Origin of the sequence: Kitasatospora sp. NPDC057904, assembly GCF_042887925.1 — a bacterium.
In the GTDB taxonomy this organism is placed as follows: Bacteria; Actinomycetota; Actinomycetes; order Streptomycetales; family Streptomycetaceae; genus Kitasatospora.
Map to the genome: position 1 here is coordinate 329,410 of NZ_JBHVOL010000002.1, position 25,003 is coordinate 354,412.

General features: G+C 72.6%; 25 protein-coding genes, 1 tRNA gene and 1 pseudogene. 11 read left to right on the plus strand and 16 right to left on the minus strand.

The genetic code is table 11. From position 1 onward, the window contains the following. Positions 1 to 8: 8 nt before the first annotated feature. Positions 9 to 677, minus strand: coding sequence for a hypothetical protein (locus ACFVSN_RS06955; RefSeq protein WP_387594379.1), 669 nt, complete (start codon positions 675 to 677; stop codon positions 9 to 11). Positions 678 to 785: 108 nt separating this feature from the next. On the opposite strand from ACFVSN_RS06955, the gene ACFVSN_RS06960 reads away from it, so the two are divergent. Beyond that, positions 786 to 1,412, plus strand: a complete 627-nt coding sequence (locus ACFVSN_RS06960; protein WP_387594377.1) for a TetR/AcrR family transcriptional regulator — start codon at positions 786 to 788, stop codon at positions 1,410 to 1,412. Positions 1,413 to 1,448: 36 nt separating this feature from the next. On the opposite strand, the gene ACFVSN_RS06965 is transcribed toward ACFVSN_RS06960, so the two are convergent. Then, complete coding sequence (locus tag ACFVSN_RS06965; RefSeq protein WP_387594375.1) at positions 1,449 to 3,143, minus strand: serine/threonine-protein kinase; 1,695 nt, start codon at positions 3,141 to 3,143, stop codon at positions 1,449 to 1,451. A gap of 236 nt (positions 3,144 to 3,379) precedes the next feature. Here ACFVSN_RS06965 and ACFVSN_RS06970 point away from each other — a divergent pair, with 236 nt between their 5' ends. Further along, entirely contained in the window at positions 3,380 to 4,912 is a 1,533-nt protein-coding gene (locus ACFVSN_RS06970) for a serine hydrolase domain-containing protein (protein ID WP_387594373.1), read from the plus strand. 177 nt (positions 4,913 to 5,089) lie between these two features. Here ACFVSN_RS06970 and ACFVSN_RS06975 read toward each other — a convergent pair. Next, positions 5,090 to 5,161, minus strand: a tRNA-Glu gene (locus ACFVSN_RS06975). Between the two features lie 126 nt (positions 5,162 to 5,287). Here ACFVSN_RS06975 and ACFVSN_RS06980 point away from each other — a divergent pair. Next, a complete protein-coding gene (locus ACFVSN_RS06980) occupies positions 5,288 to 6,316 on the plus strand; it encodes an AraC family transcriptional regulator (RefSeq protein ID WP_387594371.1) in 1,029 nt (342 codons plus the stop codon). Between the two features lie 203 nt (positions 6,317 to 6,519). Here ACFVSN_RS06980 and ACFVSN_RS06985 read toward each other — a convergent pair whose 3' ends face one another. Next, positions 6,520 to 7,614: a PQQ-binding-like beta-propeller repeat protein gene (locus ACFVSN_RS06985; protein WP_387953815.1), complete on the minus strand. Its 1,095-nt coding sequence runs from the start codon at positions 7,612 to 7,614 to the stop codon at positions 6,520 to 6,522. Positions 7,615 to 7,739: 125 nt separating this feature from the next. Then, positions 7,740 to 8,618, minus strand: coding sequence for an SDR family oxidoreductase (locus ACFVSN_RS06990; RefSeq protein WP_387953816.1), 879 nt, complete (start codon positions 8,616 to 8,618; stop codon positions 7,740 to 7,742). Positions 8,619 to 8,783: 165 nt separating this feature from the next. Between ACFVSN_RS06990 and ACFVSN_RS06995 the strand changes: the two genes are divergently transcribed. Genes ACFVSN_RS06995 through ACFVSN_RS07005 form a run of 3 tightly spaced genes read left to right on the plus strand, consistent with a single transcriptional unit; the run spans position 8,784 to position 10,622 of the window. After that, a complete protein-coding gene (locus ACFVSN_RS06995; RefSeq protein WP_387594365.1) occupies positions 8,784 to 9,719 on the plus strand; it encodes a LysR family transcriptional regulator in 936 nt (311 codons plus the stop codon). A 55-nt stretch (positions 9,720 to 9,774) separates the two neighbouring features. Beyond that, positions 9,775 to 10,191, plus strand: a complete 417-nt coding sequence (locus ACFVSN_RS07000) for an SRPBCC family protein (protein WP_387594364.1) — start codon at positions 9,775 to 9,777, stop codon at positions 10,189 to 10,191. Next, the gene (locus ACFVSN_RS07005) at positions 10,191 to 10,622 is read left to right on the plus strand and encodes a MarR family winged helix-turn-helix transcriptional regulator (RefSeq protein WP_387953818.1); all 432 of its coding nucleotides are present in this window, start codon (positions 10,191 to 10,193) and stop codon (positions 10,620 to 10,622) included. Before ACFVSN_RS07000 ends, ACFVSN_RS07005 begins: the two co-directional genes overlap by 1 nt. Here ACFVSN_RS07005 and ACFVSN_RS07010 read toward each other — a convergent pair whose 3' ends face one another. Both ACFVSN_RS07010 and ACFVSN_RS07015 read right to left on the minus strand, forming a co-directional pair. Beyond that, the gene (locus ACFVSN_RS07010; protein ID WP_387953819.1) at positions 10,623 to 11,222 is read right to left on the minus strand and encodes a DUF1707 domain-containing protein; all 600 of its coding nucleotides are present in this window, start codon (positions 11,220 to 11,222) and stop codon (positions 10,623 to 10,625) included. Beyond that, on the minus strand, positions 11,219 to 12,094 hold the full coding sequence (locus ACFVSN_RS07015; RefSeq protein WP_387594358.1) for an alpha/beta fold hydrolase: 876 nt from the start codon (positions 12,092 to 12,094) through the stop codon (positions 11,219 to 11,221). The genes ACFVSN_RS07010 and ACFVSN_RS07015 overlap by 4 nt, the downstream gene beginning before the upstream one ends. Positions 12,095 to 12,180: 86 nt before the next feature. On the opposite strand from ACFVSN_RS07015, the gene ACFVSN_RS07020 reads away from it, so the two are divergent. Beyond that, on the plus strand, positions 12,181 to 12,738 hold the full coding sequence (locus ACFVSN_RS07020; RefSeq protein WP_387953820.1) for a helix-turn-helix domain-containing protein: 558 nt from the start codon (positions 12,181 to 12,183) through the stop codon (positions 12,736 to 12,738). 18 nt (positions 12,739 to 12,756) lie between these two features. Here ACFVSN_RS07020 and ACFVSN_RS07025 read toward each other — a convergent pair whose 3' ends face one another. Then, a complete protein-coding gene (locus tag ACFVSN_RS07025) occupies positions 12,757 to 13,308 on the minus strand; it encodes a DUF4303 domain-containing protein (protein WP_387594354.1) in 552 nt (183 codons plus the stop codon). Then, positions 13,301 to 13,471: a hypothetical protein gene (locus ACFVSN_RS07030; RefSeq protein ID WP_387594352.1), complete on the minus strand. Its 171-nt coding sequence runs from the start codon at positions 13,469 to 13,471 to the stop codon at positions 13,301 to 13,303. The genes ACFVSN_RS07025 and ACFVSN_RS07030 overlap by 8 nt, the downstream gene beginning before the upstream one ends. A gap of 174 nt (positions 13,472 to 13,645) precedes the next feature. On the opposite strand from ACFVSN_RS07030, the gene ACFVSN_RS07035 reads away from it, so the two are divergent. Next, positions 13,646 to 14,458, plus strand: coding sequence for a hypothetical protein (locus tag ACFVSN_RS07035; RefSeq protein ID WP_387594350.1), 813 nt, complete (start codon positions 13,646 to 13,648; stop codon positions 14,456 to 14,458). 169 nt (positions 14,459 to 14,627) lie between these two features. After that, entirely contained in the window at positions 14,628 to 15,623 is a 996-nt protein-coding gene (locus ACFVSN_RS07040) for a DUF2278 family protein (RefSeq protein ID WP_387594348.1), read from the plus strand. Between the two features lie 237 nt (positions 15,624 to 15,860). Here the strand turns inward: ACFVSN_RS07040 and ACFVSN_RS07045 are convergent, their stop codons facing one another. Both ACFVSN_RS07045 and ACFVSN_RS07050 read right to left on the minus strand, forming a co-directional pair. Further along, on the minus strand, positions 15,861 to 17,048 hold the full coding sequence (locus ACFVSN_RS07045; RefSeq protein ID WP_387594346.1) for a CaiB/BaiF CoA transferase family protein: 1,188 nt from the start codon (positions 17,046 to 17,048) through the stop codon (positions 15,861 to 15,863). A gap of 225 nt (positions 17,049 to 17,273) precedes the next feature. Next, positions 17,274 to 18,200: a hypothetical protein gene (locus ACFVSN_RS07050; protein ID WP_387953822.1), complete on the minus strand. Its 927-nt coding sequence runs from the start codon at positions 18,198 to 18,200 to the stop codon at positions 17,274 to 17,276. 195 nt (positions 18,201 to 18,395) lie between these two features. Between ACFVSN_RS07050 and ACFVSN_RS07055 the strand changes: the two genes are divergently transcribed. Continuing rightward, positions 18,396 to 20,843: a hypothetical protein gene (locus tag ACFVSN_RS07055; RefSeq protein WP_387953823.1), complete on the plus strand. Its 2,448-nt coding sequence runs from the start codon at positions 18,396 to 18,398 to the stop codon at positions 20,841 to 20,843. Positions 20,844 to 20,923: 80 nt separating this feature from the next. Further along, a pseudogene (locus ACFVSN_RS07060) lies at positions 20,924 to 21,061 on the plus strand (IS5/IS1182 family transposase); the annotation flags it as partial. Between the two features lie 49 nt (positions 21,062 to 21,110). Here the strand turns inward: ACFVSN_RS07060 and ACFVSN_RS07065 are convergent. From ACFVSN_RS07065 to ACFVSN_RS07085, 5 genes are all read right to left on the minus strand, one after another. Further along, positions 21,111 to 21,875, minus strand: coding sequence for a maleylpyruvate isomerase family mycothiol-dependent enzyme (locus ACFVSN_RS07065; protein ID WP_387594340.1), 765 nt, complete (start codon positions 21,873 to 21,875; stop codon positions 21,111 to 21,113). Between the two features lie 105 nt (positions 21,876 to 21,980). Next, a complete protein-coding gene (locus ACFVSN_RS07070) occupies positions 21,981 to 22,172 on the minus strand; it encodes a hypothetical protein (protein ID WP_387953825.1) in 192 nt (63 codons plus the stop codon). Between the two features lie 119 nt (positions 22,173 to 22,291). Beyond that, positions 22,292 to 23,539 carry an RICIN domain-containing protein gene (locus ACFVSN_RS07075; protein WP_387953827.1) on the minus strand — a complete coding sequence of 416 codons (1,248 nt, stop codon included), beginning with the start codon at positions 23,537 to 23,539 and terminating at the stop codon, positions 22,292 to 22,294. A 483-nt stretch (positions 23,540 to 24,022) separates the two neighbouring features. After that, entirely contained in the window at positions 24,023 to 24,244 is a 222-nt protein-coding gene (locus ACFVSN_RS07080) for a hypothetical protein (RefSeq protein WP_387594335.1), read from the minus strand. Between the two features lie 183 nt (positions 24,245 to 24,427). After that, positions 24,428 to 24,931 carry a DinB family protein gene (locus ACFVSN_RS07085; RefSeq protein ID WP_387594333.1) on the minus strand — a complete coding sequence of 168 codons (504 nt, stop codon included), beginning with the start codon at positions 24,929 to 24,931 and terminating at the stop codon, positions 24,428 to 24,430. Positions 24,932 to 25,003: the final 72 nt, after the last annotated feature.

Sequence of the window (25,003 nt, forward strand, 5' to 3'; positions counted from 1 at the left end):
GTCCGGGGTCAGGCCGTCCGCTCGGCCGCCGGGCGGACCAGCCGGCTCCGGACGGCCCACGCCACCGCGCCGAGGGCGAACCCGTAGACGGACACCAGTCCGTGGCCGTTCTCCTGGGCGAGCCACATCGCCATGCCCAGCGCCGGAACGCCGGCCGCCAGGGCGATCTCCTTCGGCACGCGGGTGCGGGCGAGGAAGGCGATCGCCAGGGTGGCGCCGAGGAAGTAGGTGGCGCCGGAGCTGCCGGCGAAGTTGCGGGGGTCGGTGCTGGGGCCGCCGCCGAAGCCGAGCAGGTCGTCGATCCGGCCGGGCAGCAGGATGCCGGCGAGGAAGAAGCCGAGGGTGAGCGTGCCGCCCCAGTACCAGTGGGCGAGCGCGGCGACGGCGGCGAGGGTGACGAGGTTCCACAGGCCGCCGAACAGGCCGCCGTTCTGCATGAACACCGAGGTGAACTCGCGCCACCAGCCCGACTTGGCGGGGTCCGCGTCGAGCGCGTCCATGGCGCCCGACCAGACCAGCTGGAGCACGACGCCGCCGACGGCGAGCGCGGTCAGGACGATCGCCGCCCACGGCAGCGGCCGCCCCCGCAGGGTGTCCCGGCCGACCACCCCGAGCCCGCAGTTGACCATCATGACCATCAGCGCGGCCGTGGTCACGTTGAACAGGATCGCCCCCATGCCCGCCCTCCCCCCGGTTCGGCGTTTTCCAACGCCGTTCGAAAACGTGATGGCGCAAAGTTAGCACAGTTTTCGAACAGTGTTGGAAAACGCGGTACCGTGGACCGCATGAAGCTCACCAAGGAGCGCATCGTCGACGCCGGCATGGCCGTCTTCGCCGAGGTCGGCTACCAGAACCTGTCCATGCGCCAGGTCGCCGACCGCCTCGACGCCCACGCCGGCAGCCTCTACTACCACGTGCGCGGCAAGGACGAGCTGCTCGCCCTGATGGCCGACCGGATCTGCCGAGCGGCCTACGACGCCGGCACCGAAGCCCTGGCCGCCCTCCCCGCCGACGCCACCTGGCAGGACCGCGTCGAGGCCCAGGCCGCCACGCTGCGCCGGAGCATCAAACAGCACCCCGGCGGCGCCCAACTGCTCGCCGAGAGCCCCGGCATGCTCAGCCCCGGCGCCCTCTCCCTGATGGAACGCCTGCTGCGCACCCTCCTCGACGCCGGCCTCCCCGCCGACCACTGCCCCACCGCCGCCGACACCCTCCTCAGCCACGCCACCGGCTTCGTCCTCCAGGAACAGAACCAGCCGGCGACGCCCCCGCCCGTCACCGCCGAGCTCTACGCCGACCTGTGCGAGCGCTTCCCCCTGGTCATGGGCCCGCTGATCCCGCGCATCAGCCAGGACGAGAAGTACACCCGGAGCATCCGGCTCCTGTGCACGGGCTTCGCGGCGCTGGCGTAGCCGTCAGACTCCTCCCGCGCGCGTCGGCGTCCCGGCTCAGGGGAGCTTGGCGAGTGCCGCGTTCATCATGTCCGACAGCCTGGGCTCGTCGGGGAAAGGGTCGTCGTTCTCCGTGAAGAACTCCACCAGGAAACCGTTGCGAGTGACGGTGACCTTGTCCGACCAGGCCGTCGCGTAGGTGGTCCGGGAATCGTGGCAGTTGTACGTCTCCCGGCGTGCCACCACGTTGCCACCCGCGTAACTGACGGCCGGGGCCGGCCGCGGCGTGATGCTGACCGTGCAGGTGTGGGGGCCCGAGGAACCCGGCAGCCAGGTGAAGGCGAAGGCAGAGCACTGCTGCAGTTCCTCACGAACCGCGGCCAGGTGCTGGGCGGCCACTTGTTCGCCGACCTCCATGACGACATAGCCGAGGCTCCACTTGTTGGAGCCATTGCCGTCCGGCGAGAACGCCACGGCGTTGGCCGATGTCCTCCGCTCCCATGGCACTTCCCGGTTCCGGGGCGCGCACGACCATGGGCCGGTGGCCGGCGTGGCGTACGGCAGATCGGCGAACCCGCTCGTGGTCGTCACGGTGAACGCGGGCATGTCGGTCCGGTCGAGCAGGTAGGGCTGGAGGTTGAACCGGCGAGAGGCCGAGGCGGCGGGGGTGGGGGTCGGGGACGAGGCGGGCGGGGAGGTGGCCGTGCTCGCAGTCGCGCTGCGGCCCGCGTCCGACGAGCCGTCCGGCGGCAGCGAGGCGGCGACCACCATCCCGCCGACAGCGAGGCCCACGGCCAGCGTCGTCGCCGTCAAGGCCGGCCAGCGGCGGGTGGTCCGGGTCCGGCCGGCCGCCACCGGGCCCGGCCGCGCCGGAAGCGGGGGCCCGTCGTCCGGACCGTCCGCCGCCGAGGGCACCGGGTGGGGACCACCGAGCATCCGGGTGGCCTCGTCGATCGTCGGACGACGAGCCGGGTCCTTGGCCATCAGACCGACGATCAGGGACGTGAGGGCTCCGGCGGCTCCCGACACGGGGGCGTCCTCGCTGACGACCGCCAGCAACGTCGAAGCGGCGCTGGCCCGCCGGAAGGGCGACACCCCCTCCACGGCCTGGTACAGGGTGACGCCGAGGGAGAAGAGGTCCCCCTCCGGCGCGTCCGGGCCGCCCTGCAGCCGTTCCGGTGCCATGTACTCGGCGGAACCGATGAACGCGCCGGTGGCGGTCAGTGCCGTGTCCTGGCTGTCGACCGCGATGCCGAAGTCCGTGAGGAGCACCTGACCGTCGTCGGTCAGCATGATGTTCGCCGGCTTGACGTCCCGGTGCACGATCTGCCAGGCGTGCGCGGCGCCGAGTGCGGAGAGGACACCCGCGGCCACCCGCGCTGCCTCTTGCACGGACAGCGGTCCCTCGGCGTCCAGACGATCCGCCAACGACCGGCCGGACACCAGCTGCATGACCATCCACGGCGTTCCGCCGTCCACGACGACGTCGTGCACGGCGACGACGTGCGGGTGGTCGCGCAGCCGCGCCGCACTGCGGGCCTCCCGCTCCGCCCGCTTGATCCGCTCGCCCTGCTCCGCGCCGCTCATCGAGGGCGCGAGCCAGACCTCCTTGATCGCCACGTCGACGCGCAGCACGAGGTCGTGCGCCTGCCAGACCCGGCCGAAGCCGCCCGCGCCGAGCCGCTTCGCCAGCCGGTACCGGCCGGCGACGATTGCGCCCGGCCCGACCGAACGACCCTCTTCCGACGTCACCCAAGCCCCCCAGGTGTCATGTATCCGCCTCGTCAGGGCGTCGCATCATGCTAGCGACGAGCCGACCCGTACACACACCGATCCCCCGACACCGCCCCGGCCGCGGAGACGGCCGGTTTCGAACGGTGTTGGAAATTTTCCCGGCGGACGGGAACCGGGCCGGTGTCGCGACCGTTTCAAACGGTGTTCGAATGGGTGGGGCGACCACGCACCACCCGTCATCTGGGAGGGGAAACGTGTCGAAGGACATGTACAAGGAGTTCTCGGAGAACGTCGACCGCGAGGTCACCAAGCTCGTGGACCGCACGCACCAGGAGGCCGCGCGGGTCGTCGACCGGGCGCTGGGCAGGACCGGGACGGGCGGGGCGTTCGACACCGACCACTGGCAGCGCCGGCTCGACGAGCTGCTCGCCGTCCACCGCATTCCGGGCGCCGTGCTGGCCGTCCTCACGGGCGGGGAGATCCACGAGGTGGCCGGCGGGATCCTGCACACCGGCACGGGGGTGGAGACCACCACGGACTCGGTGTTCCAGATCGGTTCGGTCAGCAAGGGCTACACCGCCGCCCTCGTCCTGAGCCTCGCCGACGCCGGCAAGCTCGACCTGGACCGGCCGGTCGCGGAGATCCTGCCCGACTTCGCCCTAGCCGACGCCGAAGCGGCCCGCACCGTCACGCCGCGCCAGCTCCTCAACCACACCAGCGGGATCGAGGGCGACCACGTCAACGACACGGGCCGCGGCGACGACTGCCTGGCCCGCTACGTCGACAGCACGCGCGACGTCGGGCTCACCAACCCGCCCGGCGCCACCATGTCGTACTCCAGCACCGGCTACAACGTCCTCGGCCGGATCGTCGAGGTGATCACCGGCCTGACCTGGGACGAGGCGCTCAAGCAGCTCATCTGCGAGCCGCTCGGGCTCGAACACACCATGACGCTGCCCGAGGAGGTGCTGCGCTTCCGCGCCGCGATGGGGCACATGGGCGAGCCCGGCGAGGACCCGGTGCCCACCCCGCTGTGGAACATGCTGCCGCGCTCCGCCGGACCGTACGGCGGCATCAGCGCCACCGCGGCCGACGTGGTCCGCTTCGCCCGGATGTTCGTCGACGGCGGCACCGCGCCGGACGGCACCCGGGTGCTCTCCGCCGCGGCCGTGGAAGCGATGCTCACGCGTGAGGTCGAGATGCCCGACCAGTGGTTCCTCGGCGCCCACTGGGGCCTCGGCTGGGGCCTGTTCGAGTGGGACGGCGCCCGCGGCTTCGGCCACGACGGCAGCACCTTCGGCCAGCTCGCCTACCTGCGGGCCATCCCCGAGAAGGGCCTCGCCATCGCCCTGCTCACCAACGGCGGGGGCGCCGCGCCGAAGGTCCACGAGGCCCTGTGCCGCGAGCTGAGCGCGGAGTTCGCCGGGGTCGCCATGCCCGCGTTCGGCCCGGCCGACAACCCTCCGACCGTCGACACCGAGCCGTTCACGGGCCACTACTTGCGCGAGGGCTTCCTGATGACCATCACCGCCCGCGAGGGCGACGGCGAGGGCGAGGGCGAGGGCGAGGGTGTGCTGGACCTGCGCTACGAAGGCCGGGGAGGCCTCGCCGGCACCTTCGACCCGCTCGTCTGGCACCTCACGCCCGTGTCCGACTCTCCCGCCAAGACGGTCTTCGCGGGCCGCCGCAACGACAAGGACGCGTGGATCCCCGTCGTCTTCTACGCCCTCGCCGACGGCACCCGCTACGTCCACTTCGGCGTCCGCGCCACGGCCAAGTCCGCCTGACCGCAAACCTGCTGAGCGGCCGTTCGCCTCCGCCCGTTTTTACCCGAAGCGGCTGCGGGCGGGCGGCCGCTCTGGGACGTCCTGCCGCGCGTGCCCGCTCCTCGCGACGGCCGCGGCAACTGACCCGCGGAAACGCCGCGGGGGCGGGAGCCGAAACCGGCTCCCGCCCCCGCGAGTTGGAGCGCCGGGCCCGAATCGAACGAACCCTTCCCGCTGAAAGCGGGCGTGCTACCACTGCACCACCGACGCCTGACCGACCTGGCCCCGCTCGCTTCCGCGATCTGGTCCCGTCGACGGATAAGAAGTTACCAGTTCATGATCGGAAGAGGAAAATCGAGAGCCGACGGGGACAGGAGCCGAGGGAAGGAGCCAGGATTGACCGGGAGTGCGGGGACCGTGTTCCGGGGCGACGAACTGCCTGCGGAGGACCGTTTCGACTGCTGGCGGGAGCTCATCGGGCGGACCCGGGACAGCGAGATGACCAGTGCGCACGCCGACCACTTCGAGGCGGAGATGCGGCACCTGGAGCTGGGGCCGGTGACGCTCCTCAAGTCGTCGTTCCCGCCGGCCAGGTTCCGGCGGTCCGCACGGCGGGTGCGGCAGTCCGACCGGGAGGTGTGCCACCTGACGCTGGTGCTCGACGGGGCCCTGTCGCTGACCCGCGACCCCCGGGCCGGCACGACGGTGTTCCGGCCCGGCGAGCTGACCGTGCTCGACAGCTCGCACCCGTACGACGTGCGGGCGTTCGCCGGCCGCGCCACCGGGACCGCCGGACCGCAGGCACCCCGGACCGATGCCCTGGGCATCGACTTCCCCATGGCGATGCTGCCCCTGCCCCCGGACCGGGTGCGCGACCTGATGGGCCGGGGGTTCTCGGGGCGCCAGGGTACGAGTGCGCTGCTCTCCGACTTCCTGGTCGGGCTGGACCGCCAGGCCGCCCTCCTCGGCCCGGCCGAGGCGCCCCGGCTGGGGACGGTCGTGATCGACCTCGTCGCCGCCTGGCTGGCCCGGGAGCTGGACGCCGAGGCCGTGCTGCCGGACGACGCCCGGCAGCGGGCCCTGGTGGAGAACGTCCGGACGTTCATCGGCCGGAACCTGCACGATCCCGAGCTCTCGCCGCCCGTGATCGCCGCCGCGCACCACATCTCCGTCAGCTACCTGCACCGCGTCTTCACGCAGCAGTCGGAGGGTGAGACGGTCGCCGCGTGGATCCGCCGCCAACGGCTGGAGAAGGCCCGCCAGGACCTGGCCGATCCCGCGCTGCGCGCCCTGCCCGTCCAGGCCGTCGCCGTCCGCCGGGGCCTCCCCCGCGCCTCCGACTTCAGCCGGGCGTTCCGGGCCGCGTACGGGATCTCCCCGAGCGAGCACCGGCGCACCGCGTCCTCAGGGGGCGCGGGCGAGTAGACGCAGTGCGCAGGAACTGTCGACTCGGTGACAACACGGCAGGTCCGCGACCTGGCAGCCTCGTTCCCCGAGGAGGAGCGGCGCCCCACCGCCGTCCACTCCGGCGCCGGACCCAATCCACCCGGCGCAGCAGGACGGGCCGGCGGCCCGGCACGCCACAGGGGAGCGTGCCGGGCCGCCGTGCTGCGTCATGTGCCGGGACGTCAGGCCGACGGCACCGCGCCGAGCGCGTGGACGCCCCGGCGGCCGCCCTGGTAGACGGCGGTGCCGGTGGCGGCCAGGTAGATGCCGGTGCGTTCGTTGCCGGTGCGCTTCGGTTCGTCCTGCCAGCGGAGGTGGCCCGTCGCGAGGTCGTGGGCGTAGACGCGGTCGTCGTTCGTCCCGACGTAGACGGTGTCGGCGGTGGCCGTGACGGCGTTGCCCCCGAGGCCGAGGCCGCTGGGGACGGCAGCGGTCCAGCGGGTCCGACCGGTGTCCGCGTCCAGGGCGGTCAGTCGCGGCCCGCCGAGCAGGAGGACCGTGCCGTCGGACACCGCGAGCGGGCAGCCCGGGACGTCCTGCTCGGCCTGCTGCCAGCGGACCCGGCCCGTGGCGGCGTCCAGGGCGTAGACGGTCGAGGACTTCGTCGCCTCGTCGAAGTCCGCGGTGTACAGGACGCCGGAGCGGACGACGGGACCGGTGAACTGCCGGCCGACGGCGTTCTGCTCCCAGCGCTGCTCGCCGCTGTTCGCGTCGTGGGCGCGCACGCCCGCCGACTTCCCGGCCGTGTACACGGTGTCCCCGGCGACGGCCGGAACGCCCGAGGTGTCCGGCGGGCCGCTCCAGCGCAGTTCGCCGGTGGCCGCGTCGTAGGAGCGCAGGGCTCCCCCGTACGCCGCGAACACCCGGCCGCCGGCGACGGCCGGACCGTCGCCCCACTCGGCCGTCATACTGTCGGGTTCCTCCGCCTGCCAGCGCACGGCGCCCGTCGCCGCGTCGAGGACCTGGAGGCGGGTCAGGCTGGTGGCGCACACCAGTCCGTCCGCGACGGCCATCGGGCAGCCGTCCAGTGTGTCGGCGTGGCCGGGGGTGGTGACCTCGCTGCTCCAGCGGACGGTGCCGGTGTGCGGGTCGAGGGCGCTCACCCTACCGTCGTAGCCGGAGACGTACAGGCCGTTCTGCGCGCCGGTGTTCAGGGCGACCCGGCCGCCGGCGGCCGTCGTGCTCCAGATCCGCGGGCCGCGGGCGTCGTCCCGACGGGCCCACCAGCCGACGCTCGCCGCGACCGCGAGGGCGCCGGCGCCTCCCGCGGCGCTCACCAGCAGCCTCCTGCGGCCGGGGCGGGGCCGGGGCGGATCGTTCTGCGTTTCGTTCGAATTCACACCAGACTCGACTTCGTACACCGAGTTTTGGTTCCCGCCCCGGCATGTCGATTGACGGCGGATCAGGCGAAGTAGTGCCCCTGGTCGAGGTCCTCGACGAGGCCGGGCTCCACCGGCCGCCAGCCGAGCAGGTCGCGGGTCAGGGCGGCGGACGCCGACTGGTCGACGCCGAGGAGGGCGCCCAGGAAGCCGAACTCCTCGGGCGGGAGCGGGCCGGTGGGCAGGCCCAGCCGGCGGCCGATCAGCGTGGCGATCTCGCGGATCGGCACGCCCTCGTCGCCGATCGCGTGCAGGACCGATCCGGCCGGGGCCTCCTCCAGGGCGAGGCGGTAGAGCCGGGCGGCGTCCCGGACGTGAACGGCGGGCCAGCGGGTGGAGCCCTCCCCGACGTACCCGGAGACGCCCTTCTCGCGGGCGAGCCGGATCAGGGTCGGGACGAAGGCCTGGTCGCCCTCGCCGTGCACGCTGCGCGGCAGCCGGACGACGGACGGGCGGACGCCCCGGGCCGCGAGGTCCAGCGCCGCGCGGGCGTTCGCGTCCCGGCCGGCCGCCGGGGTGCCGGGGGTGGCGCGGTCGCGCTCGGTCGCGGCGCGGCCGGGTGCCGCGGGCGTTCCGGAGCTGACGACGAAGGGCCTTCCGGTGCCCTCCAGCGCGGCGCCCAGCACGGCGATGGCGCGCCCGTCGACGCGGACCGACTCCTCGAAGCGGCTGAAGTCGTGGATGAAGGCCAGGTGGACGACCCCGTCGGCCGCCGCCGCGCCGGCGCTCAGGCTCCCGGGGTCGTCGAGCGCGCCGCGGTGCACTCCGGCCCCGGCCGCCTCCAGCGCCGCCGCGGACCGGTCGGAGCGGGCGAGCCCGACGACCTCGTGGTCGGCGGCCTGCAGCTCGCGGACGACGGCACTGCCGATGAAGCCGGTGGCTCCGGTGACGAACACGCGCATGATGCGTTCACTCCTCGTGGGTACGGCTCGGTGCCTCCAGCGTCGGCGGGTGGGGCGGCCGCCGTCCAAGTCCTGTTCCGGATCGCGCAATACGGATCAGGCATCACCACTGGTCGGAGTGCTGTCCGAAGGTGATCCCCAGGGAACGGGGCTTACGCTGGGGACATGGCCGACCCATCCCCGCCGGACCTCGACCTCCGCCTCGTGCGCTACTTCACCGTGGTCGCCGACCACCGCAACTTCGGCCGCGCCGCCGCCGAGCTGCGCGTCGCCCAGCCCTCGCTCAGCCGGCAGATCCGCCGCCTGGAGCAGCAGCTCGGCGCGCAGTTGCTCGACCGCACCCCGCAGGGCAGCCGGCTGACCGAGGCCGGCGAGGTGTTCCTGCCCCGCGCCAGGGCGCTGCTGCGCTCGGCCGCGCAGGCCGCCGCCCACACCCGGGCCGCCGCCGAGCCGAGCCGGATCACCGTCGGCTACACGGCCAACCTCATCGTCACGCCGGCCGTGCGCGAGCTGCGCCGGCGCCACCCGGACGCCGACGTGCACACCCGGCACCTGGCCTGGAACGACGCCCGCCAGGCCCTCCTGGAGCACCGGGCCGACGCGGTCGTCACCCGCCTGCCGCTCAGGACGGACGGGCTGCACGTGACCGTCCTGCACGACGAGCCCCGGGCCCTCGTGGTGCCGGCCTGGCACCGCCTGGCCGGCCGGGCGTCCGTCACCCTCGACGACATCGCCGACGAGCCGCTCCCACGGGTGTCCGACCCGGCCTGGGACGCCTTCTGGCGGATCGACCCCCGCCCGGACGGCCGCCGGGCGCCCGACGGGCCGCTCGTCGCGGCGAACGAGGACAAGTTCGAACTCGTCGCCGACGGCCGGGCGGTGGCCCTCGTCCCGATCGGCCCCGGGCGGTCCGCGCCGCGCCCGGACCTGGTCGTCGTCCCGATGGAGGGCGTCGAGCCGAGCCACGTCGTACTGGCGGTGCGGGCCGGCGAGCGCGGCCGCCTGGTCGCCGCCTTCCGGAAGGCGGCGGAGGCGCTGCTGACGGGCACGCCGGAGCCGCAGCGCGGGGTCACGACGCGGAGGGGTGGCCTGGACTCATAGCCTGCGCGCAGATAATCTACGGACGGATTACCTCTTCCCCTTCCGGAGGCGCCCCATGTGGACGTACGAGCACAGCGTCGAGACCGACGCCACCCCCGAGGCCGTCTGGCGCCTGTGGGCCGACGTCGACCACTGGGGGGCGTGGAACGCCGACATCGTGAGCGTCCGGATCGACGGCCCGTTCGAGGCCGGCACCGGCATCCTCATGACCCCCTGCGGGCAGGACCCCGTCCACCTGCGCATCGCCGAGGCCATCGCCGGCGAACTCTTCGTCGACGAGGCCAGGATCGACGGCCTCGTCCTGCGCACCACCCACCGGCTGGAACGCGGCGAGCGGCTGCGCACCCGGGTCACCTACCGGATGGAGATCACCGGCGACACCGTCGACCTGACGGGCCCGCAGCTCGGCCCGGCCGTCACCGCGGACTGGCCCGCGACCATGGCCGCCCTCGTCGCCCTGGCGCGCGGCTGATGGCGCCCGGCCCCGGCGACAGCCCCGGGTTCCTGCTCTGGCACGCCACGCTGCGCTGGCAGCGCGACATCGCCGCCGCGCTCGGCCCGCTCGACCTCACCCACGTCCAGTTCGTCCTGCTCGCCTGCACCTGGTGGCTCAACTCCCGGGGCGAGCACCCCAACCAGCTCGCCCTCGCCCGCCAGGCCGGCACCGACGTCAAGATGACCTCCCAGGTGCTGCGCGCCCTCGAAACCAAGGGCCTGATCGAGCGCGAGGTCGACCCCGCCGACACCCGCGCCAAGCGCCTGCGCATCACCGGCAGCGGCGCCGAGCTGGCCCCGCGCGCGATCGCCGCCGTCGAGGCCGTCGACGCGGAGTTCTTCCGCCCGGTGCCCCGCGAGGACACGCTGACCCTGCTCCGCCGCCTGGCCGCCGCCCCGGAGGCGTGACTATCCGCCGAGGCCCTTCCGTTCGCGCTTCCGGAGGCGGCGCTCCTTGGCTGCCGGGAGCTCGCGCACGACGAGGACGCTCCCGCACACGGCCACGCCGGTGACGGTGATCCGGTGGGCGGCCGGGCGGTGCGCCGTCCCGCGCTCCTGGTGGAAGCCGCCCAGGATTCCGGTGCCCTCGACGCACACCTCGACGCCCTCGGGGACGACGACGTGGACCGTGCCGATCCACGCGTGCACGCGGATCGTCGTCTCCGGGCCGGTGAACCGGGCCTCGCGGAGGTCGACCACGCCCGTCGCGACGATCGCCGTGGCGCGGTACCGGGCGCCCACCAACCAGGGACCGCGACGGGCGAAGTCGTTCAGCACGCCGGCGTCCTCGGCCGCCGTCGGCCTGCCGCCCGGCGACCCGAGGTCCCGGACGGCGTCGGCCAGTTCACCCGTCGTCCGCGCGCCGTAGACGAGGTCCAGGCGCTCGTGCAGCTCCCCGGTGGCGAGCCGGCCGTCGGCCGTCGCCTCCCGCAGGACGACGGCGGCGCGCTCGCGGTCGGCGTCGGAGACGCGCAGGGCCGGGGTGGCTTCGCGGGGCTCGTGCGTCACCGGGCCTCCTCGCCGGTCCCGGTGTCGGGGTGGGACGCGTCGAGCAACTCACGCACGCGGTCGGCGACGACGCCCGGCTGCTCGGCCTGGATGAAGTGGCCCGAGTCCGCACGCTCGAACCGGCCGTCGGGCAGCGCCTCGACCCAGCGGCGCTGGTGCTCGACGAGTCCGGCGTGGTGCCGCGCCCGGCCCGGCTGCGGACGGGAAGCCGATCGCAGGACGGTCGGGCACGTGGGCGGGGCGGGCGGCGCCACACGGAAGCGCGGGATCGCCTCGGCCACGGCCTTGATCTCCTTCCTCGTCTGCGCGATGCCCGCCGGGACGAAGTCCTCGGCCAGCATGGTCTCGTACGCGTCCGCGGGGAACACCCGGCGGACGTTCCCGCTGGTCAGGCGGGCGAACCAGCGGAACCGGACGAGCGTCTGCAGCATGGCCAGGCTGCGGTCCACCTGGGTGACGGTCCGGTCGAACGTGTCGTAGACGGGCGCGGTCTCCGCCGTCGGGTCGAGCAGCAGCAGCCCGCGCAGCCGCGGCCCCAGCGCCTCCGCGGCGCGGCGCGCGACCAGGCCGCCCATGCTGTGCGCGACCAGCACGAAGCGGCCGGGCACGACCGCCTCGACCAGCGCGACCAGGTCCGCGGCCATGTCGTCGATGCTCAGCCCGGCCTCCGTCCGGCCGCTGCGGCCGAAGCCGGCACGGTCGTACGCCACGAGGCGCGCCCGGTCCAGCAGCAGCGGCCGCACCGGATCCCAGCAGGTGCGGCCCATTCCCCCGCCCGCCTCGAACACCACGTGGTCCGGTCCGGTGCCGGACTCCTCCACGTAGACGGACCGGCCGTTCACCGGCACCGTCCGTCCCCTCTGCTGGCGCATGTCCCCCTCCGATCGCCGTCGATCACCGATGGATCGCCATCATTTCCAGTTTCGATAATAGTGCCAAGTGTGGAATCGTAAAGCCCATGGACACTACGGACGTGCTTCTCCACCCGGTGCGGCTGCGCGTCGTACACGCGTTCGCCGGCGACCGGGTCCTCACCACCTCCCAGCTGTGCGAGCGCATGCCCGAGGTGCCGAAGGTGACCATGTACCGGCACGTCGGCGTACTCACCGAGGCGGGCTTCCTGGAGGTGGCCGACGAGCGGCGGGTGCGCGGCACCGTCGAGCGGTCCTACCGGCTGCGCCGGGACCGCCCCTCCGTCGGCACCGCCGACGCCGCGGCGATGACGCCCGACGACCACCGCCGGGGCTTCGCCGCCGCCGTGGCCGTCCTCATCGCCGAGTTCAACGCCTACCTCGACCGCGAGGGCGCCGACCCGGTGGCCGACGGAGTCTCCTACCGGCAGGGCACGCTGTGGCTGAGCCCGGAGGAACTCGGGCGGATGACGGGCGACCTGCTCGCGGTCCTCGGTCCCTACCTGGCGAACGAACCGGCGCCCGGGCGCAGGCCCTACCTGCTCAGCCCGATCCGCTTCCCCACCGGCCCGGCGGCGGAGGCGGGCGACGAGGCGCGCTCCTGAGCAACCGGTCGGCCCCGCTTACGGTCGGCCCGGGGCCGTTCCGCGCCAGCGGGCGAACCGGTCGGCCCGGGCCGGCGAGTTGAGGCGGCGGATCCACTCGGCCTCGCGGGCCGGGTCCAGGTCATCGGGGTCGGAGACGGCGAAGACCACCACGTGGTCGGTGCCCGGGCCGAAGGCACCTTCGGCGACGAGCGATTCGAGCGCGGCCACACACGCCTCGTACACGGCGTCCCGGAACATCCGGAACTGCGCACCGTCGGCGTCCGGCCTCTCGGCGCGCAGCCGTCGGCAGATCGACGCGAACTGCTCGGCCGCGACGCCCTCCATCGCCCACTCCGCCGGAGTCCACTCGTAGTAGTCCGCCTCGGTCGGGTCCTCGGCCCGCAGCCTGGCGAGGTGCGGGACGGTGTTGGCCGCACAGCACACGGTCATCGCGCCGGCGTCGGAGTACAACGCGTACCCGCAGTAGTCCGCGGCGTCCGCAGCGGGACGGGCGTCGAGCAGCCCCGCGAAGGCGGCCCGTGCCGCCCGCTCCACCTCCGCCCGCAGCCGGGCCCCGGCGTCAGGCACGACGGCACCGGTCGTCGAATTCGACGGAGACGACGAGCTGCCGCCGCCGTCCCGGCCCGTCGAGCCAGACCCGGACGGCGACGTGGCCGGGGTCGAGGACCTGGACCCTCCAGCGGTAGTCCCGTCCGTCGACCCGGATCCTGCGTGGTGGTCTCGGTGTCACACGATGACCATAAGGCCGCACCGGCACCGGCAGGCCGGGCAGTCGACATCGCCCCCTCTCCCCCGGACCCTCGCATTCCGGCCAATTCCCGCCACACGCCTACAGGATGATTACCCGGGCGCCAGGATGGCCGAGGCACACGTGCCCCAGGCGACCGATCGGAAGGGACGGACCATGCGCAAGAACGCACGCCGACTCAGGGCGGCGGCGACCGTCTGCGCCGCACTGATCGGCACGGCCGGACTCCTCGCACCGGCCGCCCAGGCGCACAGCCCTGCCCCGACGCACGTGGCCGCGGCCGGGCTCCGGGCGCAGGACGCGACGCCTCCCGGCACCCAGGTGCAGTCCACCACGGTCACCCGCCCCGACGGCACGCACGCTCAGGTCGCGATCTTCTCGACCAACTACGCGACCGGCCAGACGATTTGGTACCGCTCGCAGAGCGCCCCCGGCGGCGCGTACGGCGGCTGGAGCCAGGTCAACGGCATGGCGCTCAACTTCCAGAACCTCGTGCTCACCGCGGCCGCGGACGCCGACGGGAGCCTGGAGGTGTTCACCATCGGCTACCAGTCGACCGTCCTGGTCCGGATGCACCAGTCCGGAGAGGGCGGGGCGTGGTCGGCGCCCGAGGCGTTCGGCCCGTCCCCGGCGAGCGTGCCGCGCTTCTTCGGCCCGCCGGTGGCCTTCACGAGGGCGAACGGGACGCTGGCGTTCTTCGAGGTCTACCAGGGCTCGGGTGCACCGCGGCTGTACGTCAACGAGCAGAGTGCGCCCGGTGTTTGGGCTTCCTGGACCGACCTCGGGACCGGCCCGCTGCCGTCCTCCGTCGCCACGCCGTCCACCGTCACGCAGGCCTCGGACGGGACACTCACGGTCGTCGCGCACATGTGGAACGCCCCGTCGATGTACGCCGAGGTCTCCGAGCGGACCCCGGGCGTCTGGGGCCCCTGGCAGACCTGCGCGACGGCCGGCTGCGCCAACGGCTGACGCCCCCTGGCCCCGAGGGGACTCTTTCGACTGGTCGTCGGATGGCAGGCGGGTGAACACCGCGCGGTTCTCCGCCCCGCCCGGCAGTCGATCGGCGATAACGGGAGGCACGACAACGGCGGCCACTTCGAGTCACCGCCACCCGCGCCTTCAGCCGAGAGGACGACACATGCCCCTGGTCAACTACGGTGTGCTCGCCGCCAAAGCCATCGAGAGCACGCGCGAGGCGGCGCAGGTCTCGACGCCGCACTACCAGATCCACGTACGCGACGACGGCGGCACCGACTACCGGATCGCCGTGAACGTCAGGTCGCAGACCACGCCGCCGAACCTGCTGTACGTCGCCATCGACGACTTCCACCACCCGCTGGTCCAGCTGCTCCCGCCGGCCGGCAGCGGCTGGCACCCCGAGCCGTCCCGTCCCGGCACGGCCAGCCTGGACTTCATCCGCGGGAACCTCTTCGACCCGGCCACCATGCGCGTTCTGCCGGCCGACGTTCCCGGCCTCAACAACGACCTGGAGGACCTGCTCGACCACTACGTGCAGCGCGCAATCGCCGACCAGACCATCGGCCTCTACGTCTTCGGCCAGCGCTGGCCCACCGACGCCGGCGACAAGGTGTTCGGCTTCCAGCCCGGCAACGGTGTCCACGACATCCACATGAACCAGGGCAACGACGCGGGGCACGCCGGCGACGACGGGGTCTGGCAGGACGGCGGCCTGCTGCTGCACGTGGCCCCGGAGAACCGCTGGGTGGCGATCTTCCTGGCCTTCCAGTCCCAGGCGTGGCACACCGACGACACCACCGGCCACGCCCTGGCCCCCACCCGGCCCACCACCCCGCACCAGGAGCCGATGCGGATCTCGGCCGCCCTGGTCAACCCGGTCGCCCCGGCACCCGAGACGGTCACCCTGGTCAACACCTCGGCCACGCCGATCAGCCTCCAGGGATGGCACCTCAGCGACCAGCAGCAGAACGTGCTCCCGCTCCCCGACACCGAGCTCCAGCCGGGCACCTCCACCACCTTCCCGGCCGCGAACGGCTTCCGACTGGGCGCCGACGGCGGCGCGATCACCCTCCTCGACCAGTCCGGCCTCAAGGTCCACGGCGTCGCCTACACCCGGAAACAGGCCTCCGTCCCCGGCCAGACCCTCACCTTCTGAGGGTTCGAGGGCCGCCCTGGCCTGGGAGCACATCGCGGCGGCAGCCTCACCAGGCAGGACGGCCCTCTGTCCGAGGGCCGGTGCCCGTCGGACGGCATGCATGACTCCTTCGTCAGGTGGCGCTGCCGAGCGCCGAGACCTGCTGGTGCAGGGCTGAAGCCCGGCCGTCGGCCATGAGTGGAACGAGGCGCGCAGCGGATCATGACTCGCGCCGTCCGGGACGGTGAGAGGCGGGCCCTACTCCCCCAGTACCCCGCTCGCGCGCAGCTCGGCGATCCGCTCGTCGGAGTAGCCGAGCCCGCGCAGGGCCGCGTCGGTGTGGGCGCCGAGGGCGGGGACGGGGCCCATGGGGAGTTCGATGCCGGCGAAGCCGAACGGCGGCAGCAGGCTGCGGACTTCGCCGACCGGGGTGGTCACCGGGCGCCAGCGGTCGCGGGCGGCGAGTTGGGGGTGGTGCAGGAGGTCGGCGACGTCGTTCAGGCGGGCGGAGGCGATGGCGAGCGCGTCCAGGAGCTTGATCGCCTCGTCGGCCGTCATGGTCGCCGCCCGGCCGCCCACCAGGGCGTCGACCAGTCGGCGGCGGCGCACCCGGGCGACGTTGGTGGCCCACTCCGGGTCGTCGGCGAGGTCCGGGCGGTCCAGGAAGCCGGTGGCGAAGCGGGCCCACTCGCGGTCGTTCTGGATACCGATCATGACCTCGCGGCCGTCGGCGGTCGGGTAGGCGTCGTACGGCGCGATGGCCGGGTGGGAGAGGCCCGCGCGGCCCGGCGAGCGGCCCGCCCCCTGGGTGTAGTGGAGTTGGTGGCCCAGCCACTCGGCCGTCGCCTCGAACATCGACACCTCGATCGCGGCACCCTGCCCCGTCGCGGCGCGGCCGACCAGCGCGCCGAGCGTCGCCGTCAGCGCGTACATCCCGGCTGCGATGTCCGAGCTCGGCACCCCGGTCTTGGACGGCCGGTCGGGCGGGCCCGTCACCGAGGCGAGGCCGGACTCGCACTGGATCAGCATGTCGTAGGCGCGCTTGTCCTGGTAGGGGCCGCCGGAGCCGTAGCCGGAGAGGTCGACGGTGACCAACCGGGGGTGCCGGGCCCGCAGTTCGGCGGAGCCGAAGCCCAGGCGGGCGGCGGCGCCGGGCGCGAGGTTCTGCAGGAAGACGTCGGCGCCGGCCACCAGGTCGGCCAGCACGGCGCGGCCCTCCGGCGCCTTCAGGTCGAGGGCGACCGACTCCTTGCCGCGGTTCAGCCAGACGAAGTGGCTGGCCAACCCGTTGACGCTGTGGTCGTAGCCGCGGGCGAAGTCGCCGCCGTCCGGCCGCTCGATCTTCACCACCCTCGCGCCGAGGTCGGCCAGGTGCCTGCTCGCCAGCGGCGCGGCCACCGCCTGCTCCAACGCGATCACCGTGACACCCGCCAGCGGCAGCGACACCTGGACTCCCTCCCTCGTGAACGGATCGTGACCTACCCGGATGGGACCGGGTTCAGTCCGTCTCACCCTCCGCCGGACACCCCGTCACCGGCCCCCGGCCGGGCCTCCCTCCGGTCGCGGGCCGGCACCGGAAGCGGCAGGTGCGGCAGGCCCGTGGGCCAGGCTTACGTCGGGTAGCCGTCGATCGAGGCAACCGCTGAACGCTCCGGCTCCAACCGACACCCGTCAGCGAACGGCGGGCACGACGTTCCGCAGGTGGTAGCCGTCGCCGTAGCGGATCAGGCCCCGGAGTTCGGCCAGCGGGTTGAACGCCTGGGCGTTGCGACGGTGCGGCTGGTGGGTGAAGGGGATGCCGGACCACGGGTTGTCGGGGTGGTGGTGGCTGCCGGGCTCGGCGCCGGGGTCGACGGGCCAGTGGAGCCAGACGGAGTCGCACCGCAGGCAGACGACCTGGCCGAGGTACCAGACCGCGCCGGCCAGGAACGGGCCGCCCGGGAACGGCCCGTCCGGCTCCGCGTCGAACGCTCCCGCCCCGGCGCACCGGGCCCGCACCTCCCGTTCCAGCGCGTCGAGGCTGACCAGGGAGAAGTCGTACGCGTTCCGGCCTCCCCGCAGTCGCCCCGCCCATGCCCCGAACGCGGCCCGGCGCTCACGCAGCCAGTCGGCCAGTTCCGGGTCGTCGGGCTGCGGACCGACCGGGTCCAGCGGTGAACCCTCCTTCTCGGGCGCCCAGCCGGAATCGACGGCGCGGACCGCGGCAACGGCGGCCAGCAGCCGCTCGTACTCCCGGGCGAACACCTCGCCGCTCCGCTCCGCGAGCGCCACGTCGACCAGCAGGCCGACCGACAGCGGTGGCAGGCCCAGCGCCGGGTCGGGGAGCACGGCCGGCCCGGCCTCCACGTCCCACCGCCCGCCGCAGACGCCCATCAGCACCTCTCCCGCGTACCCGGCCGCCGCGCGCGCGAAGTCCTCGTCCGGTCCGCCGGGTTCGTCGAGCAGCGCCCGCTCCAGGGCGGCCAGCGAGTCCGTGCCGTAGTCGAGGACGAAGCCGTCCGGCATGTGCACCTGCTCCAGGCGTGCGACCAGGAGCGGCAGGTCCTCCAGCCAGTCCTCCAGCAACCGCTCCCCCGCCCCGCCGTGATCATCGCTCATGCCCGTCAGCCTAGGCCCTGCACCGACAACTCCCGTGACTTCAGCCAAAATTGTGGCTTCTGTGGGCGATCTGTAAAGCCGTCGAATCCCCGCCGTGCCGCGGCTAGGGTGGCGCCGCCGGGGACGTGTCGACGGGGGCCGCACGCCACCGGCCGCATGTCCGACTCTCGGCCCCCGCAGGGGGATCGCCACACCGTGCGACAACCGTTACGCACCAGGGGACTGCTGGCGGCGCAGGCCACGGCCGTCGTCCTCGGGATCACCGCGCTCGTGTTCGCCGGCCTGCCCGGCCTGCAGGAGCACGCCGAGGCGGCGCCGTCCATCACGCGCTGCCAGGACAAGTACGGCACCACGCCGACGCCGCCGGACCAGTCCACGCTCCCCGGCTACCGGCCCACCGGCTCCGGCCAGTGGGCGACCCCGGACGCCGAGCAGCGGCTCTACCCGTACGACCTGCCGCCCAAGGGTTTCGACGGCCTGACCGATCCGTCCCAGGTCCCGCTGCCCCAGGGGTCCGACCCGAAGAAGTACGAATGGGGCAGCATCGAGAACGCGGTCGCGACCTGGATGCAGAAGCAGGCCGGCAACAAGCCGTACAAGGGCAGCTTCAACAGTTGGCTGAACAGCGTCTACACGCGGAACGTGGGCAACAACAAGCGCGGCGACGCCTACGAACGCGAGGTCGTGCGCTACTTCAACCTCGGCGGGGTCGACTGGATCTGCCAGGGCAGCCTCAAGGACCTCGACGAGAAGCTCTACCAGGAGCTGAAGGACGAGCTCGGCGACCGGTTCCCCAAGGGCAACCGGCTCTTCGACGCCGTCAACATGCGGACCAGGACGATCTACGAGATCAAGTCCGGCATCGGCTACGACAAGGCCCAGCTGCCGGTGGACGAGGCCCTGGTCAAGCGCGGCTGGAAGGTCGTCTACATCAACGGCCAGCAGCCGAACGCCAGGACGATCGCCAAGTACAAGAGCGCCGGAGTGGACTACTACCGGCACTCGGCCACCCCGGAGCCGCAGTTCAGGCAGACCCCGTACATGCGCCAGGCCCCCGGCACGATGACCGTGGACCCGGCCAAGCCGTCCGTCGGCGCGGGCACCGACATGGTGGAGGGCTCGGCCCCGACACCGGAGGAGGCGGAGCAGGAGGCCCAGCGGACGAACGGCCTGATCGAGGAGCCCGAGCAGGACATCCGCCGACCCGGCGGCATCGACTTCTCCACCCTCGACCTCTCCTACATCGGCCAGACCAAGGCCGGGGACCTCAAGTACGCCTTCAGCGCGAGCAACACCGACGAGGAGGAGCACCCCGGCTTCGGCGGACAGGAGAAGGCGCAGCTCGTCTCGGACGCCTTCTTCACCTGGCTCGCGCTCACCCCGGACCACTTCTGGGTCAACCTCAACCCCGACGACCCGAACACGATCATGCAGTCGCCGTTCGACGGGACGGACGCCGGGCGGGTGCTGCTGGAGGCCGACCTCGCGATGAAGCGCGACTTCGGCCGCGCCGAGGACCCGAAGACGGACGCCGGGAACAAGTTCTGGTACGGCATCTCCCGGATCGACGGACTGCCGTGCATGAACTCCACCCGCAACTGGATCGTGCCCAAGCAGGCCAAGGTGCGCGTCCAGGACGACGGCGTCTACATCCTCGACAGCCCGCTCGAGGTCAAGACGGTGGCCCAGGACTACACCAGCTCGGGCCCCGGCACGGGCTGCAACCTGACCAAGGAGCAGATCGACCACAACATGGACGTCTACCGCTCCACGATCCTGCCGATCGTGGAGAAGGAGGTGAACGAGGACCCCAAGTACGCGGACCTGCGCCGCGTCTACAAGGCCCGCATCGGCGCCGAGTACGTCCGCCAGACGGTCGCGAAGGACCCGACGGCCTTCGGCGGGGCGTTCACCAAGGTCATCGACAGCAACGACGTGTCGAAGTGGCCGCTGCGCGGCACGAACGCCGGCTGGGACAAGATGACCGTGTGGCGCGAGATGCGCAAGTCGTTCACCGAGGGCGACTTCACGTACCAGCTCCCGCTCGGGGGAACGGTCTACACCTACATCGTCGGCGGGGTCGACTTCCAGCAGCAGCCGCAGCAGAAGATCGACCAGGCCGCCTTCCAGGCCGCGAAGCCGAACCTGGACGATGTCACGCAGCACGCGAAGAGCGAGGCGCTGTCGTACAAGGACGACGGGATCACCGTCATGGGCGGCGACAACAGCGGTCAGGCCGGCACCAGCGGCGACCCGACGCCCACGCCTACCCCGACGCCTACGCCCACGCCTACGCCGACCCCGACACCAACCGGGACCGGGACCGGGACGCCGACGGGGACTCCGGCACCGACGCAGACCCCGACGGGCGAACCGACCACCAGCCCGACACCGACGCCCACCGGGCCCCCGGCACCGACCCCGAGCGGCAGCACGGGCGGAACCGGTGGAGCCGGTGACGGCGGTGACGACGGAACCACCCCGCCGCCCGTCGGCAACAGCGGCACCGGCGGTGGCGGTGGTGGCGGCAGCCTCGCCTCCACCGGCCTCCGGATCACCGGCGTCGCCGGAACCGCCGCCGCCCTCACGGCGGCCGGGACGGCCCTGGTCTGGCTCCGCCGACGCCGCAACACCACCGGCTGACCAGCACGCCGCACGCCCCCACGCCCTGGCCGTCCAGGGCGTGGGGGCGTCTGCTCTCACCGCTCGCGGTCGTCGATCGGATCGTCTCCGACGGACCCGACCGGCACGATTCACCCCTGCTCGGCCCCACTCCGGACGCGGCACAGGCACAGGTCGGCGCGATGCCGGAGACCGTCAACGTCAACCTCGACCGCGGCTACGACAGCGCCAAGTCCCGTCTGCCGCCGCACCACCCGACGCCTCAAGTGACCTATTTGCCAGTCCGTCTCAGTCCGAGTCCTGCAGCTGCTGGAGCAGGTCGGCGTCGCCCTCCATCCGCAGCGAGCCGTTCGGGATGCGCATGTACATGAGCAGGGCCATCTCGCTCGCCGTGCCGTAGATGGCGGCGGTGGGCTTGCTCTCGGCGGCCTCCGCCGCGGTGAGGCGGGTGAAGCGGGAACCGGCGGCGTCCACCGTCTGGCGCCAGGAGCCGGCCCCGGCTGCGTGGTAGTCCATGGTGGCGGGCTCGTGCGGCCACGGGACCGTGACGGTGCAGACCGTGGCGAGGAACTCCTCGATGGCGTCGACCGCCTCGGTCGTCGGCAGCTCCTGCGGGGTACCGGAGGCCAGCTGGGCGTCGTAGGTGTGGATCAGCGACTCGTGGACGCGGCGGCGGGCCACGGCGGCCCCCGTGTGCGGCGAGGCCAGCGGCTCCCACCAGGCCCAGCAGCCCCGGTCCGGGCCGGCCTCGCGCAGAGCGGCAAGCAGCTGCTCCGTCGAGTCGGCCAGCCAGGCTATGAGGGCCTCGCGCTCCCTGGGCGCCGCCAGCCCGTCCTTGCTCGGCCGCTCGTCGCCCGGCGCGGTGTTCAGCACGATGTAGGCCCAGAAGCGGTCCCCCTCACTGAGGTGGTTCGCCAGGTCGTACAGCGTCCAGCCCGGGCAGGACGGGACGTCGGCGTCGAGGCTGGGGGCCGCGGCGACGGCGGCGCGGAACGCGGCGGACCGCTCGTCAATCATCCGCAGCAGGGTGGGGAAGTGGAGATGCTCTGTCACGCAGACCTTGTATCACCCGGACCGGAACTCTCGCACTCGATTAACAACCCGCGCAGACAGGCGTTGGGGCTTCCCCGTACTGCGAGACGTTTGTGCGGGGCCCGGTCAACGGCGGGCCAACACCGCGACCTCCCACCCGAAGCCCACCACCAACCGACCGTCCGGCACCACGGCCACCGCGCAGACCGGCAGCGGGAACACCAGCTCCGGCCCGACCTGGTCGCCGGCGGTCAAGTCCCATACCCGCACGGTGCCGTCGTCGCCGCCGGTGACCGCCAGGGGGCGCCCGTCGACCACATGGCGGACCGGGACAAGGACGAATGCACGTGTGGCGAGTGAGCCCGGCCTGACCCTGCGGGCTGGAGCAGGCGTCGGCCGCCCCGGTGCGGTGGGGCGGCCGACGCGCAGGGGTCACCTCACCACGAGGTGCCTTCCTTCTGGAAGCGCCAGAGCCGGTCGGCGCTGTTCTGGTCGGTGTCGAGGTACAGGCTGTCCCAGCTGCCGGAGCCCTGGTAGGTCTGGAGGGTGATGGCGAGTGAGGGGTTGGTGCGCGGGCGGTAGGCGGACCAGCCGGAGGTGCCGGCGTAGTTGCTCTGCTCAGGCCTGGTGTCCCAGTCCTGGGCGGCCGAGCCGTTACAGGGCTGCACGACGATGGCGTTACCCGCGGCCGGGGAGGCGTTGACGGGTTGCAGGCACAGATTGGCGGCGTCGTTCCGGATGACCTGGTAGCCGCTGCGCTTGGTGATGACGGTCCACTTACGGGTCTGGTAGACCCACCCTGGCGACCGCAGCGAGATGGCCTGCGCGCCCGCGCCCGTCGCGTCCATGCCGAGCGCCATCCGGCTGCCGTCCATGCGGTTGATGAAGAGGTTGTCGGAGTCGGTGGTGGACAGCTCCGCCGTGAAGACGCCCGAGTTGCCGGGGTCCAGCTGCCAGCCGCCCGTGCCCGCGGCGCACGACGGCTGGGTGTCCTTCGTGTTCGACACGTTCGTGCCGGTGCCAAACGGCGTGTTGGGCATCACGGTGGTGTACATCGTGCCGTCGGTGTACTTGTAGACGCACTGATGCAGGTTCAGGTACTGGCCCGAGTCCAGGTCCAGCGGCTTGACGGCCGAGTTGCCGGGGTCCAGCTGCCAGCCGCCCGTGCCCGCGGCGCATGACAGCTGGGTGTCCTGCGTGTTCGACACATTGGTGCCGGTACTGAACGGCGTGTTGGGCATCACGGTGGTGTACATCGTGCCGTCGGTGTACTTGTACGTGCACTGGTGCAGGTTCAGGTACTGGCCGGTGGTCAGGTCCAGCGGCTTGACGGCCGAGTTGCCGGGGTCCAGCTGCCAGCCGCCCGTGCCCGCGGTACAGGACAGCTGGGTGTCGGCGGCGCCCGACACGTTGGTGCCCGCGCTGAAGGGCGTGGTCGGTACCACGGTGGTGTACATCTTGCCGTTGGTGTACTTGTACGTGCACTGGTGCAGGTTCAAGTAGCGGGCGACGATACGTCGCGCGCGATTCTCGGACGTGTTGGTGGAGTGCGTCGGCGCCTTGGCCGCGGGGCCGTTCTGCGCCGACGAGGCCGCGTACGCGGTGGTGGTCGCGGGGCCGGCGGCGGTCAGCCCCAATACCCCTGCGGTGGCGATGGCCGCGAGCGTGATGCGTGACATGGACATCCTCATGATCGTCGATGGAATGACCACTGGACGGCGCCGCCCGCCACTGCCGAGGGCTGCCGATTCGGAGGACACCGAAGACTCCTCGGCCGGCACGAAGGCACTCGCCGCCCGGCGAAGAGGACCTGCGGCGACGGTCGACACCTGACCGCCCGCTGGACCTCCTGCCGGAAGACGCTATGGTCCCCGACTCCGCAGTCCGTACGACGCACCGGCACCTTCGCATACGGACCATCAATTGGCACACGCACGGACCAGCATCACGTCAACCGGAAAGTCCGATGGGCGGATGAACGTCGACCCAGTGAGACCGCCACCCACCCTCACGCCGACCAGCACCGACACCGCCCGAACATGAGCGGCTTAGCGTCCCGCTGGGTCTGGGTAATGCGCTGCGACACCAGCACGGGCACCCCTTCGGGCATGTGCAGAGCGGCGCGCTCGTCGGGGTTGGGCATGCGGGCGCTGACGCCCTCGCGCCACTCAAATCGCGCCGTGTACGGCGGCCAGCGCCGCGTAGGCGTCGGTGTTGAACACCTCGGACTGCTGGGCGAGAAGCCTGCCGGTGATCTGCTCCATGGGCAGAAGTGCCGTGTAGCGGGCACGAATTCCGCTGCTCTCGTGCGTATAGGGGCGCTGGACGAGGAAGGCGGCTTCGCTCTCCTCCGTGTTCAGCAGCTCCGCCGCGCCGGGTTCCAGGCGCACCCGGAAGACCGTGGGCTCTTCCGCGTCGTGCCATCAAGGGCAACGGCGCGTTCGCCGTAACCATCGCCGGCAATCAGGCCAATGTCGACGGAGCTGCCGGCTACACGCAGTCGACGAACCGAAGCAGCACACGCGTCCGTTCCAACAGCACGAGCGGCGAGGGGGAGATCAGATGAACCGGATCTACTCGCCGACCACTCCGTCGATCGCTTCGCGCAGCAGGTCGGCGTGGCCGTTGTGGCGTGCGTACTCCTCGATCATGTGGGTGAGGACGTAGCGGAGCGAGATGACCTCCCCCCGGAAGTCGACCGTGTCGTCGAGGGATTCGACGGCGTCCGCCGCGGCACGGGAGCCCTCGCACGCCTCGTGCCAGAACGCGAACGCCTCGTCGACGTCGGCGTCTTCCACCTGGAAGTCGGCGAACTCGCCGTTGGTCCTGGGCCAGAGGGGCTTGCAGTCCTCACCGTTCAGCACCAGCCGGAACCAGCTCCGCTCGACCTCGGCCGCGTGCCGTACGAGGCCCAGGAGCGACAGGCCCGAGGTGGGCACCGCCTTCTGCTTGAGTTGCTCGCCGGACAGCCCCTGGCACTTCATGGCGAGGGTCGCGCGCTGGTAGTCGAGGAACGCGGTCAGCGACGCACGGTCGTCGGCCGCCTTGGACGGATGCACCCGCTGGTCATCACTCATCCGACGATCATCGCAGGAGGTCGCCGTCCCGGGCTTCCCCGCCCGGAAGTCGGACGCGGTCGACGAGGAACG

Bases quoted from the DNA above. Each gene is read 5' to 3' on its own strand.
- ACFVSN_RS06995 (WP_387594365.1), top strand. From the start codon at position 8,784: ATGGCCGACCCATCCCCGCCGGACCTCGACCTCCGCCTCGTGCGCTAC.
- ACFVSN_RS07040 (WP_387594348.1), top strand. From the start codon at position 14,628: ATGCCCCTGGTCAACTACGGTGTGCTCGCCGCCAAAGCCATCGAGAGC.
- ACFVSN_RS06960 (WP_387594377.1), top strand. From the start codon at position 786: ATGAAGCTCACCAAGGAGCGCATCGTCGACGCCGGCATGGCCGTCTTC.
- ACFVSN_RS06955 (WP_387594379.1), bottom strand. From the start codon at position 677: ATGGGGGCGATCCTGTTCAACGTGACCACGGCCGCGCTGATGGTCATG.
- ACFVSN_RS07050 (WP_387953822.1), bottom strand. From the start codon at position 18,200: ATGAGCGATGATCACGGCGGGGCGGGGGAGCGGTTGCTGGAGGACTGG.
- ACFVSN_RS07035 (WP_387594350.1), top strand. From the start codon at position 13,646: ATGCGCAAGAACGCACGCCGACTCAGGGCGGCGGCGACCGTCTGCGCC.
- ACFVSN_RS07000 (WP_387594364.1), top strand. From the start codon at position 9,775: ATGTGGACGTACGAGCACAGCGTCGAGACCGACGCCACCCCCGAGGCC.
- ACFVSN_RS07005 (WP_387953818.1), top strand. From the start codon at position 10,191: ATGGCGCCCGGCCCCGGCGACAGCCCCGGGTTCCTGCTCTGGCACGCC.
- ACFVSN_RS07015 (WP_387594358.1), bottom strand. From the start codon at position 12,094: ATGCGCCAGCAGAGGGGACGGACGGTGCCGGTGAACGGCCGGTCCGTC.
- ACFVSN_RS07075 (WP_387953827.1), bottom strand. From the start codon at position 23,539: ATGTCCATGTCACGCATCACGCTCGCGGCCATCGCCACCGCAGGGGTA.
- ACFVSN_RS07085 (WP_387594333.1), bottom strand. From the start codon at position 24,931: ATGAGTGATGACCAGCGGGTGCATCCGTCCAAGGCGGCCGACGACCGT.
- ACFVSN_RS06990 (WP_387953816.1), bottom strand. From the start codon at position 8,618: ATGCGCGTGTTCGTCACCGGAGCCACCGGCTTCATCGGCAGTGCCGTC.
- ACFVSN_RS07020 (WP_387953820.1), top strand. From the start codon at position 12,181: ATGGACACTACGGACGTGCTTCTCCACCCGGTGCGGCTGCGCGTCGTA.